At 70.7% G+C, this 15,848-nt stretch carries 19 protein-coding genes and 1 tRNA gene; 6 read left to right on the top strand and 14 right to left on the bottom strand.

Going from position 1 to position 15,848, the window contains the following annotated elements; all coding sequences use genetic code 11:
- Positions 1 to 270 precede the first annotated feature (270 nt).
- Complete coding sequence (locus ACH4SL_RS19465) at positions 271 to 1,188, bottom strand: glycerophosphodiester phosphodiesterase (RefSeq protein ID WP_398447050.1); 918 nt, start codon at positions 1,186 to 1,188, stop codon at positions 271 to 273.
- A gap of 154 nt (positions 1,189 to 1,342) precedes the next feature.
- Between ACH4SL_RS19465 and ACH4SL_RS19460 the strand changes: the two genes are divergently transcribed.
- Both ACH4SL_RS19460 and ACH4SL_RS19455 read left to right on the top strand, forming a co-directional pair.
- Entirely contained in the window at positions 1,343 to 3,109 is a 1,767-nt protein-coding gene (locus ACH4SL_RS19460) for a trypsin-like peptidase domain-containing protein (protein WP_398447048.1), read from the top strand.
- Positions 3,110 to 3,160: 51 nt separating this feature from the next.
- Positions 3,161 to 3,247: transfer RNA gene (locus ACH4SL_RS19455), tRNA-Ser, on the top strand.
- Positions 3,248 to 3,801: 554 nt separating this feature from the next.
- Here ACH4SL_RS19455 and ACH4SL_RS19450 read toward each other — a convergent pair.
- The 9 genes from ACH4SL_RS19450 to ACH4SL_RS19410 form a co-directional block, all read right to left on the bottom strand.
- Positions 3,802 to 5,211, bottom strand: coding sequence for a tyrosine-type recombinase/integrase (locus ACH4SL_RS19450; RefSeq protein WP_398447046.1), 1,410 nt, complete (start codon positions 5,209 to 5,211; stop codon positions 3,802 to 3,804).
- A 63-nt stretch (positions 5,212 to 5,274) separates the two neighbouring features.
- Complete coding sequence (locus ACH4SL_RS19445; protein WP_398447044.1) at positions 5,275 to 5,499, bottom strand: helix-turn-helix transcriptional regulator; 225 nt, start codon at positions 5,497 to 5,499, stop codon at positions 5,275 to 5,277.
- A complete protein-coding gene (locus tag ACH4SL_RS19440) occupies positions 5,496 to 5,828 on the bottom strand; it encodes a hypothetical protein (RefSeq protein ID WP_398447042.1) in 333 nt (110 codons plus the stop codon). The genes ACH4SL_RS19445 and ACH4SL_RS19440 overlap by 4 nt, the downstream gene beginning before the upstream one ends.
- Before the next feature lie 85 nt (positions 5,829 to 5,913).
- On the bottom strand, positions 5,914 to 6,204 hold the full coding sequence (locus tag ACH4SL_RS19435) for a DUF6303 family protein (protein WP_398447040.1): 291 nt from the start codon (positions 6,202 to 6,204) through the stop codon (positions 5,914 to 5,916).
- Positions 6,205 to 6,227: 23 nt separating this feature from the next.
- On the bottom strand, positions 6,228 to 6,791 hold the full coding sequence (locus ACH4SL_RS19430; protein ID WP_398447038.1) for a hypothetical protein: 564 nt from the start codon (positions 6,789 to 6,791) through the stop codon (positions 6,228 to 6,230).
- A gap of 23 nt (positions 6,792 to 6,814) precedes the next feature.
- Positions 6,815 to 7,048 carry a hypothetical protein gene (locus ACH4SL_RS19425; protein WP_398447036.1) on the bottom strand — a complete coding sequence of 78 codons (234 nt, stop codon included), beginning with the start codon at positions 7,046 to 7,048 and terminating at the stop codon, positions 6,815 to 6,817.
- 20 nt (positions 7,049 to 7,068) lie between these two features.
- Positions 7,069 to 7,257 carry a hypothetical protein gene (locus tag ACH4SL_RS19420; protein WP_398447034.1) on the bottom strand — a complete coding sequence of 63 codons (189 nt, stop codon included), beginning with the start codon at positions 7,255 to 7,257 and terminating at the stop codon, positions 7,069 to 7,071.
- A 30-nt stretch (positions 7,258 to 7,287) separates the two neighbouring features.
- Positions 7,288 to 7,539, bottom strand: coding sequence for a hypothetical protein (locus ACH4SL_RS19415; RefSeq protein WP_398447032.1), 252 nt, complete (start codon positions 7,537 to 7,539; stop codon positions 7,288 to 7,290).
- Positions 7,540 to 7,668: 129 nt separating this feature from the next.
- The gene (locus ACH4SL_RS19410; RefSeq protein ID WP_398447030.1) at positions 7,669 to 9,765 is read right to left on the bottom strand and encodes a cell division protein FtsK; all 2,097 of its coding nucleotides are present in this window, start codon (positions 9,763 to 9,765) and stop codon (positions 7,669 to 7,671) included.
- Positions 9,766 to 9,831: 66 nt separating this feature from the next.
- Between ACH4SL_RS19410 and ACH4SL_RS19405 the strand changes: the two genes are divergently transcribed.
- Complete coding sequence (locus ACH4SL_RS19405; protein WP_398447028.1) at positions 9,832 to 10,197, top strand: hypothetical protein; 366 nt, start codon at positions 9,832 to 9,834, stop codon at positions 10,195 to 10,197.
- A 26-nt stretch (positions 10,198 to 10,223) separates the two neighbouring features.
- Here the strand turns inward: ACH4SL_RS19405 and ACH4SL_RS19400 are convergent, their stop codons facing one another.
- Together ACH4SL_RS19400 and ACH4SL_RS19395 are read right to left on the bottom strand one after the other, a co-directional pair.
- Positions 10,224 to 11,363 carry a hypothetical protein gene (locus ACH4SL_RS19400; protein ID WP_398447026.1) on the bottom strand — a complete coding sequence of 380 codons (1,140 nt, stop codon included), beginning with the start codon at positions 11,361 to 11,363 and terminating at the stop codon, positions 10,224 to 10,226.
- Complete coding sequence (locus ACH4SL_RS19395; RefSeq protein WP_398447024.1) at positions 11,360 to 11,641, bottom strand: hypothetical protein; 282 nt, start codon at positions 11,639 to 11,641, stop codon at positions 11,360 to 11,362. Before ACH4SL_RS19395 ends, ACH4SL_RS19400 begins: the two co-directional genes overlap by 4 nt.
- Before the next feature lie 188 nt (positions 11,642 to 11,829).
- On the opposite strand from ACH4SL_RS19395, the gene ACH4SL_RS19390 reads away from it, so the two are divergent.
- Together ACH4SL_RS19390 and ACH4SL_RS19385 are read left to right on the top strand one after the other, a co-directional pair.
- Complete coding sequence (locus ACH4SL_RS19390; RefSeq protein ID WP_398447022.1) at positions 11,830 to 12,618, top strand: GntR family transcriptional regulator; 789 nt, start codon at positions 11,830 to 11,832, stop codon at positions 12,616 to 12,618.
- Between the two features lie 5 nt (positions 12,619 to 12,623).
- Complete coding sequence (locus ACH4SL_RS19385; protein ID WP_398447020.1) at positions 12,624 to 13,370, top strand: glycosyltransferase family 2 protein; 747 nt, start codon at positions 12,624 to 12,626, stop codon at positions 13,368 to 13,370.
- 5 nt (positions 13,371 to 13,375) lie between these two features.
- Here ACH4SL_RS19385 and ACH4SL_RS19380 read toward each other — a convergent pair whose 3' ends face one another.
- Positions 13,376 to 14,611, bottom strand: a complete 1,236-nt coding sequence (locus tag ACH4SL_RS19380) for an STAS-like domain-containing protein (RefSeq protein WP_398447018.1) — start codon at positions 14,609 to 14,611, stop codon at positions 13,376 to 13,378.
- Positions 14,612 to 14,687: 76 nt separating this feature from the next.
- Positions 14,688 to 15,443, bottom strand: coding sequence for a GntR family transcriptional regulator (locus ACH4SL_RS19375; protein WP_398447016.1), 756 nt, complete (start codon positions 15,441 to 15,443; stop codon positions 14,688 to 14,690).
- A gap of 79 nt (positions 15,444 to 15,522) precedes the next feature.
- On the opposite strand from ACH4SL_RS19375, the gene ACH4SL_RS19370 reads away from it, so the two are divergent.
- Positions 15,523 to 15,765, top strand: coding sequence for a hypothetical protein (locus ACH4SL_RS19370; protein ID WP_398447014.1), 243 nt, complete (start codon positions 15,523 to 15,525; stop codon positions 15,763 to 15,765).
- Positions 15,766 to 15,848 lie beyond the last annotated feature (83 nt).

The following is a 15,848-nucleotide window of genomic DNA, read 5'->3' as shown; positions in this document are numbered from 1 at the left end:
GCCCCGCGTCCGGCGCCCGCCCGCGTACGCCCCCCAGCTCACGCGATGTCCCGCCCCCGCTCCGCGTATTGCCGCGTCCCGCGTATCCGGCCCCCGCCCGGCCGTGATCCCGTGGCGTATTGCCGTGCCGTCGCAATATGCGGGGTGGATATCCCGCCACCCGGCCCCCGCCCCAGGGCTCCGCGCCCGGTCCGGTCGCCGGTCCGCCGCCCGACCCGTACGGCTCGGGCACCGGTCATGGGCGTGGCGGTGTGCCCTCTCCACGCCGGTTCAGCGCCGGAGCCCGCCGGTGCCGCCCGGGCCGCCGGCCCCGTCGATCGCCGCGAGCTGGGCGCGTACCTGCCGGGGCCGGTTGGTGATGACGGCGTCGACGCCGAGCCGGGCGCAGAGCTCCACGTCGGCGGGCTCGTCGACCGTCCAGACGTGGACGCGGTTCCCGGCGCGGTGCAGCCGCGCCACATACCCCGGGTTCGCCCGGAGGATGCGCATGCTCGGTCCGGCGATCCGCACTCCCGCCGGGATCCGCCCGTCGCGGTGCCGCGGCGACACGTACTGCATGAGGTAGACGGTCGGCAGCGCGGGCGCCGCGAGCCGCACCCGGCGCAGCGACCGGGACGAGAAGCTCATCACCCGCACCTGTGAGGGCGCCCCGGCCGGGGAGGGACGGTCCAGGCCGAAGGCGCGCAGCAGCTCGATCAGCCGCTCCTCCACCTGTCCGGCCCAGCGCGTCGGGTGCTTGGTCTCGATGGCCAGCTCCACCCGGCGGTCGGTGTCCGCGACGAGCTCCAGCAGCCGCCGCAAGGTCAGCACACGGCTGCGCTCCTCGGCGTCGCCGGGGGCCGCGGGAGAGTCGGGATCGCCCAGCGGCTCCCGCTCCGGCGCCTCCGGATCGGCATGCCGACCCTTCCAGGAGCCGAAGTCCAGCGCGGCGAGGTCGGCCAGCTCCAGCGAGGAGACCGCCCCGCGGCCGTTCGACGTACGGTTGACGCGCCAGTCGTGCACGCACACCAGCTCGCCGTCGGCCGTCAGGCGGATGTCGCACTCCAGGGCATCGGCGCCGTCCTCGATGGCTTTCCGGTACGCGGCCAGCGTATGTTCTGGTACATCTTCGGAAGCACCCCGATGGGCGACGACCTGGACAGGTCGCCCCTGCGGGTACGCCTCCGGGACCGCGCGCACATGTGTCACCGGTTCATGGTGCCACCGCCTCGGCGGCGCCACGCGAACCGGCTCCCGGCGCACGCGTCTCTGACATGCACAGCTCCCGCTTACGGTGGTCCGACACGCGGTGGGAAATGCTGTGTTCGGCCCACCACCCTGTCCTGAACCGAGGAGAAACGCTGTGAGCACCGAAAACGAAGCCGGTTCCGTCCCGGCTGCGGAGTCGGCGTCGGCCGCACCCGGCGGTGCGGCGTACGACGGTGCCCCGGCGGCACAGGCTCCCGCTCCTCCGGCGACCCCGCCGGCGCCCACGGACGACGCCGCGCGCACCGAGGTCCTGCCGGCGCAGGCGCCTCCGCCGGTGGGGCCGCCGTCGCCGTACGGCCCGCCGCCGGCCGCGCTCGCCCACCAGCAGCCGCAGGCCGCCCCGGCACCTTCCGCCCCGGCGTACGAGCCCACGGCGCCCGCCGCCCCGGCGTACGACGCCAAGCCGCCCGCCGCCCCCGTGTACGACGCCCCCGCGGCCGCGCCCGTACCGGCGCAGCCGCAGCCGCCCGTCACCGGCGCCCAGCCGCCCGTGGTGCCGGCCCAGCCGCAGGGCTACGGGCAGCACGCCGCGTTCGGCGCGGAGCCGCCGCACCAGGCTCCGCAGCCCGCGCAGCCGCCGCACGGCCCGCAGGCGCCGCAGGACCCGTACGCCGTGCCCGTCACGCCCTCCTACGCCACCGGGGGCCAGCCCCCGCAGACCCAGCCCGGCTACGGCGCCCCCGGCGGCCCCGAGGGACCGGTGTGGGGCCAGCCCGCGCCCGTACCCCCGGAGGGCGGCCGCAAGCGCCGCGGCATCGGCGGCCTGGTCGCCGCGGTCCTGGTGGCGGCCCTCGTCGCCGGCGGCGTCGGCGGCGGCATCGGCTACTGGGCCGCGGAGCACAACGACAAGAACGACACGTCCGCCTCCACGACCGTCGCCGACGGCGGCAGCCAGAAGGCCCTCAACCGCGCCCCCACCTCCGTCGCCGGCATCGCCAACACCGCGCTCCCCCGCGTCGTGACGATCAAGGCGAGCGGCAGCCAGGAGAGCGGCACGGGCACCGGCTTCGTCTACGACACCCAGGGCCACATCCTCACCAACAACCACGTCGTCGCCCCCGCGGCGGACGGTGGCAAGCTGACCGTCACCTTCTCCAACGGCAAGACGTACGACGCGGAGGTCATCGGCCGCGCCCAGGGCTACGACGTGGCCGTCATCAAGCTCAAGAACGCCTCGGGCGTCAAGCTCTCGCCGCTGCCGCTCGGCAATTCCGACAACGCGGCAGTGGGCGACGCCACCATCGCGATCGGCGCTCCCTTCGGCCTGTCCGGCACGGTGACCACCGGCATCGTCAGCGCCGTCCACCGCCCGGTCGCCTCCAGCGACGGCCAGGGCTCGCAGGCGTCCTACATGAGCGCGATCCAGACGGACGCGTCTATCAACCCCGGCAACTCCGGCGGCCCCCTGCTCAACGCCAACGGCGCCGTCATCGGCATCAACTCCGCGATCCAGCCCGGCGGCAACACGCAGCCCGGCAGCCAGGGCGGCAGCGTCGGCCTCGGCTTCGCCATCCCGATCAACCAGGCCAAGCGCGTCGCCGACGAGCTGATCAAGACCGGCAAGCCCGTCTACCCGGTCATGGAGGTCCAGGTCGACAGCCAGTACCAGGGCGACGGCGCGAAGATCGCCAGCGGCTCGGAGGGTGTCACCGCGGGCGGCCCCGGCGACAAGGCCGGCCTCAGGCCCGGCGACGTCATCACCGAGTTCGACCACACGATCGTCGACAGCGACGAGACCCTGATCGGCGAGATCTGGCAGCACCAGCCCGACGAGAAGGTCACCGTCACCTACACCCGCGACGGCTCCACCCACACCACCACCGTCACCCTCGGCTCCCGCGTCGGCGACTCCCCGCAGTAGGCTGACCCCCGCGACGCCCCACCCCCCCCACCGGGGGCCAGGACGCCGCGGGGAGGCTTGCCCGAGCGGCCGAAGGGAACGGTCTTGAAAACCGTCGTGGCAGCGATGTCACCGTGGGTTCAAATCCCACAGCCTCCGCACAGCTAGCTGTACGCGCAGGCCAGAGCGGGTGCCCCGGACTCCGGGGCACCCGCTTTGTGCGTCCACCGTCCCACCGTGGCCCGCTGCGGACCGCCATGAACCACTGCGTGTGGACCAGGCGTGGACCGAACTCGGCGGCTTTGAAGGGGCCTGGGACCTCAGCCCCTGCGTCGGCTGGTGATGTGAAGGACCACTTCGCAGCACTGCCCGACGACGCCTAAGACGACCAGGGCCCAGACCGCGGTGTGGTCTCGCACGTGTCCCGACGCGATGGCCGCGGCGATGCCTCCCCCGCTGAGGACGCCCCACCGGATCTTCGCCAGCGAGAGCCTCACGTTGAGGTCGTGAGTCCTGTTCATCGGGGAGGCACCTCGCACATGGCAGATCAGCCGATTGCTCGTCCGCACCAGCGGCGGCCGCACGTTCAGCATACGACTTGCGTCTCAGAATGCAAGGTCTAGTAGGTCATATTCCTTCGAATCGCAGGGAAGATGCGCTATGATTATTTTGGTCAGCCCGGGTGGGTCCCATTGGCGCATACCTGCTCCGCGCTACTGGGCCAGCGCGCGGGCGATGCGGTCGTTGTCCTGGGACTGGCGCCCCTTGATGACCTTCGCGTAGAAGCGGAAGAGGACGGCCACACTGTGCCCGGCGCGGCGGGCGACCTCGGTCGGGTCCACGCCGGAGCTGAGCCACAGGGACACGCCGGCGTGGCGGAGGGCGTAGGGGACGTCCGCGAGGGGCGTGGTGACGTCGTGGGGCGGGAGTGCCTTCTCCCGCGCCGATTTCCAGAGGTCCGTGTACTCCGTCGAGCGGACGCGCCCGCCGCCCGCGGCGCGGAAGAGCCGCCCGTCGGGCGCGGTGCCGTACCTCTTCCGGTGCCGGCGGAGCATGCCGACAAGGACCGGAGGGATAGGGACCGAACGGGTTGCCTTGCGGGCACGGCGCTTCAGGCCGCGCTTGTCGAAGGGGCGGCCGTCGTCCGTCCAGCCCGAGCCGACTTCGGGGCGGCTCTCGGAGAGGAGCAGTTCGCCCCACTCGGTTTCCGCCTCGTCCCCCTTCGGCGCCGGAGGTAGATGGCATGCAGCGGCGTCGAGTGCTGCCGCTTCGCCGGGACGCATCGCGGCGTAATACAGGCAGCCGAAGAACGCCGCCAGGTGTTCGCCGCGCGGCCCCTGCTCACCTACGGCGGCGATGAGCAAGCGTGCCTGGGCAGGGCTCGGCACGTACCGGAAGTCGATCTCGTCATCGGTTTCCGGCGGCTGCCAGTCCACCTTTCCCAGCGGGAACGTGGTGAGGACTTCCCGCTCGACGGCGTAGCGCAGCGCGTTGCTGAACACCGTGTACTTGCGGTGGATGGTCGTCTCCGCCGCCTTCGTCCCGTCCATCTTCAGCGAGAGGGCATCGAGGGCGGGGCGCAGGCGCACGGCCTTGTCGAGTTCGTTCGCGTCTACGGACTTGCGCGCGATCCAGTCCAGGGCGGCGGCGATGTCCGCCGGGGGCTCCTCCGTCTCGGAGCGCGCCCTCAAGCTGCCGGTCGCCGTGTCGCGCTGGAAGCGGAAGGCCCAGGAGTAGAGGGCTGCGCGGAGGACCCTCGGGGCGGGCGCGCCCCGGGTGTCCTTGACGAGAACGGGCGTGATGGTGGCGAGCGCGTCGGCGATCCCGGCGCGGTGCTTGGCCGAGACGTTCGGCCACTTCATGAGGGCGTAGGCGCAGGCGTGCTGATACCACGTCGGCGTCTGGAGCCGCCGGAACTCCGACGCAGGCAGGCCCGTGGCCTCGTCGAACTGCTCGTGGTTCCGCAGGGCGGTCAGCAGCTCGGAACGGCGTCCGTCCGCCTGCTCCTTGATCTTGTAGCTCTTCGAGTGCGGGGTGATCCCTACGCGCCAGCGCAGTTGGAAGGCGTTCGCGCGATTGGCGCGTTGCCGAATCCCCCAGATCTTCACGTCATATGTGAGCACGGTGTCTCCCTCGGCGGGGGCGCGCGGTGATGCCGCGCGCCCCCGCCAAGCCGTAGGTGGGATTCAGGCGGTGTGTACTTCGTGCGCTTCGAGCCACGTGTCGAGGTCGGTGCGGCGGACGCGGATCTGTCCGTTGGGGAGGCGGATGCAGCGGGGGGCCTTGCCGCGGGCGCGCATGCGGTAGAAGGCCGAGCGGGACATGCCGATCTCGTCGAGGACGTCGGGGAGTTTGAGGTTGGGGTGGCGGGGCGCGCTGCTACGGGCGGGGGGTCGCCTGGAGCTGGTCACGGCTGGCTCCCCTCGGGCGTGGTGCTGGTGTCGGGGAAGACCGTGTACACGCGCAGCAGCGTCGTGCCGATGGGGGTGGTGAATTCGAGGTGGCGCCTGGCGTCGTAGTGCTTGAGGGTGAGTGCGTTGGTGGCGATGTCGAGGGCGTCGCGCCAGGTCTCCAGGTCGGCGGGACCGTCGAGCAGGACATCGACCTGCTTGGGGAAGGCGGAGTGGGAGACGACGTAGGCGCCCGGGAGGTCGGGGTGGGCGTCGGCGAAGTGGGACAGGGATTGGAGGGCGGTGGCCTGTGCGGTGATCGTCGGCGGGGGGTTGGCGTCGTAGGGCATGCTGGTGGCACCTCCTGTGCCTTGCGGGGTTGGGAGGCACGGGGCGGCGGGTTTCCTGGCGGGAGGCCGCCGCCCCGGACCGGGGCTACTTCGGGTCTGCCGGGGCCACGGTGGTCGTGGCGACGAGGGCGATGGTTCCGGTGGGTTCGCCTTCGAGCGGGGTTTCCATCCAGTCCCAGGCGGCGTCGCCGGTGAGCGGGGCGTAGCCGAGGGTGGCGAGGGCCTTGCGGCGGGCAGTGAGCGTGGGGATGCCGTCGCCGGTGGGGAAGGGGACGGTGGGCCAGCGGGCGGTGTCGGGGAGGGCGACGAAGACCTGCCATTCGGTGCCGTCCCAGGACTGGATCATGTGGGCGCGGAGCGGGTGGGTGTACGGCAATGCGGTCCCTTCGGTGGTGCGGGTCAGTGCGCGTGCAGGAAGCCGTGGGCGGCGGCGTGGCGGATGAGGTGGTGGAGGGAGCGCTCGGCCTGCTCGCCGTACGCGGTGGCGGCGTCCGGGAGGTCGGCGGCCGTGGCGGTGAGCACGCGGGTGTGGAGGGCGGCGAGTTCGCGGGCTCCGGCGGCGGTGGTGAGGGAGGCGGCGAGGTCGGGGAGGGCCGCGAGGACGTAGTGGCCGGCCGGGTCGCGGGAGAGGGTGACGTGGTGCGGGCGCTCGGCGCGGAGGACGGCGGCGAGGGCGTGGGCGGCGCCGTGCGCGTAGCCGAGGGCGGCGTTGACGTAGAGGTCGCGGGTGCGCTGCTCGGTGGCGGCGTAGAGGTCGGTGAGCTGGCGCAGGGCCTCGTCGTACGGTCGTACCGACTCGGCGCCGGGGACGGTGAGCAGGCCGGGCAGCGGGACGAGGCGGGCCGGGTCGACGGTACGGGCGGCGTGGCAGGCGCTGGCGTGCGCGGCGCGCAGTTCGCGGGCGGCGGCGCCGAGGGCGTGCACGCTCGCGGTGAGGTCGGTGTGCCAGGTGGTGTCGGTCATGGGTCCTCCGTTCGGAACGGCCGTCAGGCCAGCGGGTTGAAGCCGTTGCCGGCGCGGCCGAGGAGGGTGCGGAGGTCGCCGCCGACGGTGGCGAGCCGCTGCTCCACCGCCCGCCATGACTCGTCGTCGATGGCCATGAGCGCGGTGATGGCGGTGGGGGCCTGGCCGAGTTCGAGGGCGGTGAGCGCGTCGCGCAGGTCGGCGAGGGCCATGAGGGAGATACGGGGCGGGGTGGCGGTGGTGGGCTGAAGGGTCATGGGCGGGACCTCCCTGCGGGTCATTTGGACGGGATGGCGTCGCGGAGCGCGGACATGAACTGGTCGACGGTCGGGGCGGCGCTGCTGCGCGCGAGGTAGAAGCCGAAGAGCAGCGCGACGACGGCGGCCCCGGCGGTGAGCGCGCGGTAGCGGAGCAGCAGGCCGAGCAGGGCGCCGAAGACGACGAGGGCGGAGATGCTGAAGACCATGGCGGTGCCTTCCTGATCGGGCGGGTGCGGTCAGCGGGTGCCCTCGCGGTGCAGGCGGGTGGCGGCGTTGTAGACGTGCCGGCCGATCCGGATCCGCTGCCCGTATCCGCGGCAGCGGCGGCACTCCCGGCCGCGGACGATGCGCCCGCGCCGGTTCTGCCGGATCTTGAAGCCGAAGCCGCCGCAGCGGCGGCACGCGCCGTACGGGCTGAGCGCGCAGAGTGCGGCGTAGCCGAGCGTGGCGAGGAGGGCGAGGGCTATAGCGGCGCCGAGGGAGGACATGACGGCCCCTTTCCGGGTGGTGGAGCACGTGCGGAAGGTCGGCCGCTAGCGACTAGAGGCCAGGTGGGAGGCCCTGTGTGGCGCTAGCGGGGGTGCTAGACCTAGCGGGGTGCGGTGCTAGTGCGCGGGCTACGCGGCGGCGCTGCCGTCGTCACGGTGCGCGATTGCGGCGGAGATGTCGGTACGGCGTACGCCGCGGCGGTTGGCGCCCTTGCCGTCCTCGGTGGTGCCCCAGACCTGGACGGTGCGGACGCCGTACGGCTTGAGCGCAGCGGCCAGTTGCTCGGGGCTCCACGTGCCGTAGACGTCGGGGCGGAGTTCGGTGAGGCGGGCGATGACGTCCTCGCTCCACGCCTTCGCCTTGCCGGGCGGGAGGGCGGCGGCGACGTCGGCGAGGAGGTCGTACGAGGCCGCGGCGGGCTCGGGCGTCTCGCCGAGGGCGTGGCCGCTCAACCGGCCCGCGAGCTTGCGCAGTTCGTAGACCCTCGCGGCGAGGGCCTCGGCGGCGGGCGCATCGACGTACACGGAGCGGACGACGCGGGCGTCCGCGCCTTCGCCGACGAACCAGCACACGCCCTTGTCCGCCCAGGCCAGCGCGGTGGCGCGGATGCCGCGCTTGTACGAGCCGGTGCCGAGCACCATGTCGTTCTCGATCTGGCCCATGACCTTCAGGCACCACCGCAGCGTGGCGTTCGCGGAGATGCCGGTCGGCAGCGACTTCGAGTCGGGCCGCTGCGTGGCGAGGAGCACCGTGATGCTGAGTGCGGGGCCGCGCTTGACCAGGTCGGTGCAGTGCTCCTCGAATTCCGCGCCGTGCTTGGGATGTTCGAACCACACCTGGCACTCGTCCACGCCGATGACGATGGGGTGCAGACCGAGCGTCCGGCGCTCGGCGAGCGCCGAGGTGACCTTGGACTCCGGGCAGAGGTCCTTGGGCAGCTCGCGGATGACCTTGGCCCGGCGGCGCAGCTCGACGCGTAGATCACGCAGATCTTGGAGGGCGTATGCGATGTCGTCCTCCTCGTCGCCTGCCCGGTAGCGGTGGGCGACGCGTCCGGGCGCGGCGAGGTCGCCCGTGCCCTTGAGGTCGTAGGCGTGGACCTCGGCGCGTGGGTCGAGGCAGGCGATGAGCAGGAGCAGCCGGAGCAGGAACGTCTTGCCCATACGCGGCACCGCGCCGACGATCCCGGACACGTACGTCAGCGACTGCGCCACCCACCGGCCGCGCTGGTCGGTCGCGAACGGCTGCGGCGTGAAGAGGTCGACGGAGTCGACGTTCAGCAGCGGCCACTTCGGCTGCCGGGTCTGCGACATGTCCTGGTCACCGACCCACAGCCGAAGCCGCCCGGTGTGCTCGTCCGGCACGGCCTCCGGCCATACGCAGCCGAGCGGCCGTCGCAGCCCGGACGCCAGCTTCTCGCGCCGATCGACCACGTCCGTGACCGTCACGCCGTACGGGAGGTCGCCGACGGCGAGCCAGCCGGGCCCGTCGCGGGTGATGGGCGCGGTGAAGGCGAAGCCGGGGGAGCCTTTGGCCTGGGCCTGGTTGACGGCGGGGATACCGAGGGAGCCGAGTGCTCGAACCACGATATCGCTGGTGAGTTTCGTCGCCCGGGGGATTTCCACAGCCCTGTGGATAACCGGATCGTCGGCCGGTTGCCCCACGCGGCCGAGCCCCAGCACGGTGACCGGTACGGCCAATGCCAGCAGCCACCCGGGCGCGAGGACGTACGCCACCAGCGCCGCGACCGGCCCGAGCACCGCAGCGGCGACGCCGACGACCGTCCGCCACCGCACCCGGCGGTCCCGCTGCCGCGAGAGCTTCAGGTACTCCTCGATGTCCTCCCGGCTCGCCGCCGCCTGCCGCAGCGGCTCCCCCTCGGCGTCGACCAGCCACCGCAGCGCCCCACCGACGAAGCGCGCGGCACCGCGGGGCGCGCGCAGGGTGAGCCGGAGCGCGTACCAGGGCGTCCGCACGGCGTGATACGCGGCGACGTGCCAGGCGTACGCGACCACGCCCCGCCCGGCGTCCCAGAACTGCCGCCGCGAGCGCAGCCACGCCGGCACAACGGCCCGCCGCTTGGCGCCACGGGCGCGGGCGAGGAGCCCGGGACCGGACGGTCCGGCGGCCGGGCTGTCGACCAGCGCGTGGACGTCCGGGCCTTCGGCCCTGTCTTCGGCTTGGGGTAACAGCCTGCCTTCGGGGTGCGGTTTGCTCTGGTTCATTCGCAAGTTTCCCTCAGACGAGATGGAGTGTCGGGCGGGAGATACGAGCTGTCTAAGCTGCGGCTTATGAAGGTGGTGGCCACGCGGGAGAGCGTCGCGATGGGGGACGACGTCCTCGCTCCGCATGAAGCGACATGGGAGCTGCCAGGACAGCTCGGGATCCTGGGTGTGCTCGCCGCGCTTGAGCGGGATCGGTATCTGCCAGTGGTCGGGCTCTCCACCTGGGTGGCGCGCAGTCCCGACGGCGCTGCCCTCGCTGTGCTGGCACGGCGTTGGCGGACGCCCCGGTTGCTGCCCGGAACGCGGGACGACGTGGTCGGCCTGATGGACGCGGACGGCATCGCCCGCTTGCACTTCGAGTACCGCGCCCAGGACGACCCCGACGCTGTTTACGACGACCTTTGCGAGGCCCAGAGCCAACCGCGGAGGTGACTGGCCCGCTTGAACCGCGGCGGCCGTCATCGGGAACCGTTCACCGGACGCGGCCCGCGTTCGGCGTCGAGCCGGGTGAACACGCTGTGCACGTAACTCGGCGCGCGCGTCGCCCGCCGGGCCGTTTCGCGGACGGTGAGGCCAGCGGCCCAGCCCGCTTCGATCGCGGCGAGAGCGTCGGCGGTGTCGAGCTTGTCGGCGGCTTGTTCAGGCGAACGGGGCTCGGCGTCCACCTCGTTCACCGGCAGGAGGTCGGTGAACAGAGCTGGCCGGTACCGCCGGATGGTCGCCGTCGCGCGTGACATCTCCTCCCGCACCTGGCTGGCCAGCGCGGACGCGGCCGGGTCGGGTGCGAAGCCGACCCACGGCGACGGCAGTGCGACGGTGGCGAGAGCGGCGGCGTTGCGCCGGGCGGCGAGTTGGGCGAGGAGGCTGCGGCGCTGCTCGGAGTCGTCGCCTACCGACGCTCGCCCGACGGCTATCGATAGGCGGCGCGCGATGCGCCGCCCACGACGCCGGGCGCGGCGCTCCGGGCTGATCTCCGCCAGCCGCGCGGCGAGCGCGACCGCCCGCGCGGTGGCCCGGTCGCGGGTGATCTGCGCGGCATCCCGCCGCCGTTCGGCGACGCCCAGCCGCGAGAGCAGCCGCTCGCGCATCTCGCGGGCGACGAGCGCGCCGAAGCCGCTGGACGGCGCCTCGGGACGCCGGTGCCGCAGCTCGATGCCCATGGCCAGGTGCCAGAGAACGGCGGCCATGACCGGCCCGATCACCGCCCGCACCGTGCCGCCGACCGGCCCCGACTCGGCATACGCGGGGATGACCTGCACTCCCGCAATCGCCCAGGTCAGCACACCGGGAGCGCCAGGTGCGCCGTTCGGGCCGTTGAGGTTCTGCCGCGCCATGAGCGCGGTCGCGAAGAGCGCCAGCTCGGCGGCGGCGAACATTGCGGCGCGCTCCGCCGCCCCGGCGACGTCGAGGTAATCGGCGGCGAACCGCCACGACGTGTCCGCGCTGTACGCCGTGCAGACGGCTGCGGCGAGCGCGGCCACCCGCACGGCGGGCGTCCCCCGCCGCAGACCCCGGGCCAGCGCCCACACCAGCCCGAGACCGACGAGCGCAGCGGCACCGTACGCGGCCCGTACGTCGAAGCGTTCGGCGGGGATCACGCCGCCTCCCCCACCTGGCGCCGCTCAAGGACCACGGCCACCGGCCCGGCGGCCGTCAGCAGCGCGAAACGGGCGTGCTCCCGGGCGACGGCATCGTGCACTCCCTCCCGAAGCAGCTCGGCGAGGATGTCGCGCGCCGCGGCGAGCCGTGCGGCCCGCTCGTCGGCGGACTCGTCACGGTCGGCCGGACCGCGGAAGAGGTCGAGGTAGAGGTCGTCGCCGTCGCGTAACGCGGGGTCGACGCCACCGCCGGAGCGGCGGTCTCGGGTCGTACACACGGAATCTCCCAGGTCGGGCGGGCGAGGGACGTGCTCGGGGACGTGCAACTCATCAAGTCCTCAAGAGATCATGTCCTCAAGTCCTCTTGATGAGTAGTCAGCACTATGAACCCGCACTCCTCAACTCGTCAAGACCTCTTAAGGACTTGCTATGCTGAGGCCCGCCCGACGATCAGGACGGTGAGCCGGTGGCCAAGGCGTACGAACGGATCGCAGACGATCTCCGAGACCGCATCCGCGCAGGTGAGCTGGCCCCCGGGGACCGCCTTCCGTCCGAGACGACGATGGCGGACCACTACGGCAACTCTCTGCCGACCCTTCGCCAAGCCCTTGGGCTGCTCCAGGCCGAGGGCCTGATCGAGAAGCAACACGGCCGCGGCAACTTCGTCCGCAAGCTCCGCACCCCCGTGCTGCGCACCAACCTTCGCCACCAGTGGGAGAAGGACCGAGCCCTCGAACCCGAAGACCAGCGCAAGCAAACCGGCGCGACAGAGCACGACACCGGCCTCGGCATAGACGATCTGGTCTTCCACGCCGAATACGACGAGGTCGAGGCGGGCGAGGAACTGGCCGGCATCTTCGGCGTCCCGGTCGGCACGGTCATGGTCGAGCGCACCTACCGCACCCGCTACCGGGCCGAGGACCACCCCTTCAGCCTGGTCGAGTCCTACCTCGTCCGGGACGTGGTCGCCGCCAACCCCGCCCTCCTCGACGCGGCGAACGAGCCCTGGCCCGGCGGCACGCAGAACCAGCTGCACACCATCGGCGTCGAGCTGGACCGGATAGAGGAGCGCGTCCTCGCCCGCCCGCCGTCCCTCGACGAGGCGTTCGAGCTGGGCCTCCCCCCAGGCGCGGCCCTGCTCGTCCTCGGCAAGACGTCGTACGACACGACCGGCCGCGTGGTGGAGCACTCCTTCGTGCGCATGCCGGCCGACCGCACGGAACTGACCTTCGTCACCCCGCTGGAAAGGTGGTGACCGCCGTGGCGGATCGCCGGGAACGCCGCATAGACGTCATCACGGCCGTGCACGCCCCGTCGGCGCCGTACCTCGCGGACGCGTACAAGTCGCTATGCGCGCAGGAGTTGCCCGAGGGCTGGGAGTGGCACTGGATCGTCCAGGAGGACGGCTTCAGCGACGCCGTACGCCCCCACGTCCCGGCCGATGACCCGCGCGTCACCTTTCACCAGGGCCGTCCCGGCGGACCGGGCGTGGCCCGCACGATGGCGCTGGCCTACACGTCCGGCCCGTACGTCAAAGTCCTCGACGCCGACGACCAGCTGACCCCCGGCGCCCTCGCCCGCGACCTGGCCCTCCTCGAAGCCGACCCCGCTCTCGGCTGGACGACCTCCCGCGTCCTCGACCTACTCCCCGATGGCTCGACGGCCGGCTTCGACGGCGACCCCGACGACGGCCCCCTCGCCCGCGGCGTGGTCTTCGACTACTGGAAGGCCAACGGCTACCGCGCCCAGGTCCACCCGGCGACCCTCTGCACCCGCCGCGACCTCCTCCTCGCCCTGGGCGGCTGGATGGCCCTCCCCGCCTCTGAGGACACCGGCCTCCTCCTGGCCCTCAACGCAGTAGCCCCGGGCCACTTCACCCGCGAATACGGCCTCCTCTACCGCAAGTGGGAGGGCCAGGCCACGGCCCAACCTGGCCACTACGATGATCGAGAACGTGAAGCGCGTATGTCTGTTATTGAATCCCGGACCAAAGCGCTTCGAAATTAGATTTATCACCGCTCATATGAATCTCCCCGGGTAGAGGACCCGGGGATTCTGTCATCGCCCTCGGCGAGCCTTTGCGAGATTGCCCTATTGACGATGGTCATGACCGTATTGGTCATTCCTTCGAGGTTGAATCTATTTACGAAGGATGTAATCCCCATTTCGAGGGCAAGCTTTCCGAGTACTTCGTCGGCGAAACTTGAGGATACGACATTCACTCCAGAGAAATCCAGAATCAGGCGAGGTATGCCAGCATTTAGAAGGTTCACAAGCTTGATACGAACCTGCTCGGCTGACCGCCTGGTTCCCAGACCGTCTTCGAAGTCGAGCACGCTGATTCTATGTTCGCCCGACTCGTCTTCGATTGCCTCAAGTCGCAGATTCGGTTCGGGGAAACTTAGCGCTTCGGCGAGGCTGACTTCCTTGCTAAGGTCGAGTTGCCAGTCCACCGTGGTGCCGTGGTGATCGTTTAGATCGAGTAGGGGCACCGAGTACGAGTGGTCGCCGGATATTTTCCCGTCCCTGTATTCCAGCCAGCCGCGCCCTGACCGGATTCTCAGCTCACCCTTATTCAGCCCAATCACGCGCATCAGGCCATAAAGGCCATTCCCCATGTTTTTTGATTTGCTTGTCACCTTTTCTTGCACTGCAAGCATAATTGCCTCATATGCCGTCTGGGCATGGTAAACCTGATTTTCTGCGAAAGATCTGTGGATTCCAATCCCGCAGTCTGAAACTGCGACAGTACACCATCGATTCTTCCTGTGAATCTGGATCATGGCGTATCCATGTTCAGCTCTGCTGTGTTGGAATACGTTGTCTAGAACCTCGAATAGGCACCAGTTTAGTGAGTCAATAACGCCGGTTTCACAGCGAGCATTTTCTTCCAACATGTCAATGAAAGCATTGCAAAGCTGGGAGGCCTCCCCTTCGTTGTATCGCCAGATCGTATTTCCGATTGTATTGCGTGCGATATTTCTCTGAGTAGCCTGTAGTGGATGCAAAAATTTCGTGCGAGTGACTTCTTCGTTGACTCCAACGAAAGAAATATTCAACCCTGAACCCCTGAAATACTCCAATGCTGCTGCCATTGGCACCGCGCCGTTGGGGTAAATCGCACGCGTGTTGGCAATGTTAACGGCCAGGCTTCCTGTTTTCAGCGCCTGGTTGCATGCCGCGACTAGCCCGTTTGTGTCTGGGGCCCCTGACATGCTCCTCATCGTGAAATTGATCACAGATGTCATGTGTCGAGAGTACAGGCGTTGCAGGCGATGGCACTCGCGCTCGATGGGTTGTGGTAGAGAGGGAATAGAATGAGGTCTATGGGGTGACTGGGACCTCGTAGACGATCTCGCAGACTGTCGCCGGCACCACGACGTCCGCGGTCTCCACCGCCCGACCATCCTCGGCGTAGTACGTCCGCTGGATGTGCGTCGCCAGCGTGCCGCGCTGGACGCCCAGGAGCGTGGCCTCCTCCGGCGTCACCGCCCGCGGCTCCGGCCGCTCCACCGCCCGGGTCACGGTGAGGCCGATCTCCGCCATGCGGCGGACGACGCCGATGCCCGCGTGCGGGCCGGCCTCCGGGAGGACGACGAGGGTACCCGCCGTCAGGGCGTACGGCTCCCAGCTCGTCGAGAGCTGTACCGGCTTGCCGTCTGCCAGGAACTCGTACGCCGTGCGCACGCACAACTCGCCCTCGGCGATGCCGAGTCGGGCGGCGATGTCGGCCGGAGCAGGCGCCTTCGCATCGGTCCGGCTCTCCCACGTCCCCCGGCGCCCGAGCGCCGCCATGTCCGCGGCGAAGGGCGAGCCGCCCGCCTGCTCGCGGTAGAGGGAGCGCACGATGCGCAGCCGCTCGCGCGGCTCGGCCACGTACGTCCCGGACCCGGCGCGGCCCTCCAGGACGCCCACCGAGATCAGCATCTCCTGCGCGCGCCGTATGACGTTCTCGCCGACCCCGTACTCCTGGCCCAGTTCGGCGCGCGAGGGCAGGCGGTCGCCCGGCGTCCACTCGTTGCTCGCGATCCGGGCGCGTAGCAGGTCGGCGACGCGGAGATACGGCGGCTGGTCAGGCATGTGGACAATCTAGTCCACTAGCTCTAATCTAGTTAACTAGCTTCACTGAGAGTGCTTGCCCGGCAACGGAGGACGCCTTGTGCCGCCACGCGACGCCCGTACCGCGGACCTCATCGCGCGCCTCGTCGCCGCAGGTCTGGCGCCCGACGTGAAGGAGTACGCCGACCGCACGCGCGTCGAGGCCCACCTCTCCGGGCCGCTCTCCGAGGAGGCCTGGCCGGACGTGTTCGCAGCGCTGGAGGACGCCGACGAGTTCGGCTCGTCCGACGGCGGGACCGGTCGGCGCATCTGGGCCGTCATCCGACGCACACAACTGCCGTAGGAGACAACCGTTGTTCCAGCTCATTCGCATAGCTGCCGACTGGCTCGCCCGGCAGCTCCTCCCCGCACGGGGCGTTCACCGGA

This window comes from Streptomyces sp. NPDC021020 (assembly GCF_044333285.1).
Taxonomy (GTDB): domain Bacteria; phylum Actinomycetota; class Actinomycetes; order Streptomycetales; family Streptomycetaceae; genus Actinacidiphila.
Note: the sequence above shows the minus strand (reverse complement) of the source record. Positions and strands in the feature narration are given on the sequence as shown.

Bases quoted from the DNA above. Each gene is read 5' to 3' on its own strand.
- ACH4SL_RS19440 (WP_398447042.1), bottom strand. From the start codon at position 5,828: ATGCCCTACGACGCCAACCCCCCGCCGACGATCACCGCACAGGCCACC.
- ACH4SL_RS19430 (WP_398447038.1), bottom strand. From the start codon at position 6,791: ATGACCGACACCACCTGGCACACCGACCTCACCGCGAGCGTGCACGCC.
- ACH4SL_RS19425 (WP_398447036.1), bottom strand. From the start codon at position 7,048: ATGACCCTTCAGCCCACCACCGCCACCCCGCCCCGTATCTCCCTCATG.
- ACH4SL_RS19420 (WP_398447034.1), bottom strand. From the start codon at position 7,257: ATGGTCTTCAGCATCTCCGCCCTCGTCGTCTTCGGCGCCCTGCTCGGC.
- ACH4SL_RS19415 (WP_398447032.1), bottom strand. From the start codon at position 7,539: ATGTCCTCCCTCGGCGCCGCTATAGCCCTCGCCCTCCTCGCCACGCTC.
- ACH4SL_RS19410 (WP_398447030.1), bottom strand. From the start codon at position 9,765: ATGAACCAGAGCAAACCGCACCCCGAAGGCAGGCTGTTACCCCAAGCC.
- ACH4SL_RS19405 (WP_398447028.1), top strand. From the start codon at position 9,832: ATGAAGGTGGTGGCCACGCGGGAGAGCGTCGCGATGGGGGACGACGTC.
- ACH4SL_RS19380 (WP_398447018.1), bottom strand. From the start codon at position 14,611: ATGACATCTGTGATCAATTTCACGATGAGGAGCATGTCAGGGGCCCCA.
- ACH4SL_RS19375 (WP_398447016.1), bottom strand. From the start codon at position 15,443: ATGCCTGACCAGCCGCCGTATCTCCGCGTCGCCGACCTGCTACGCGCC.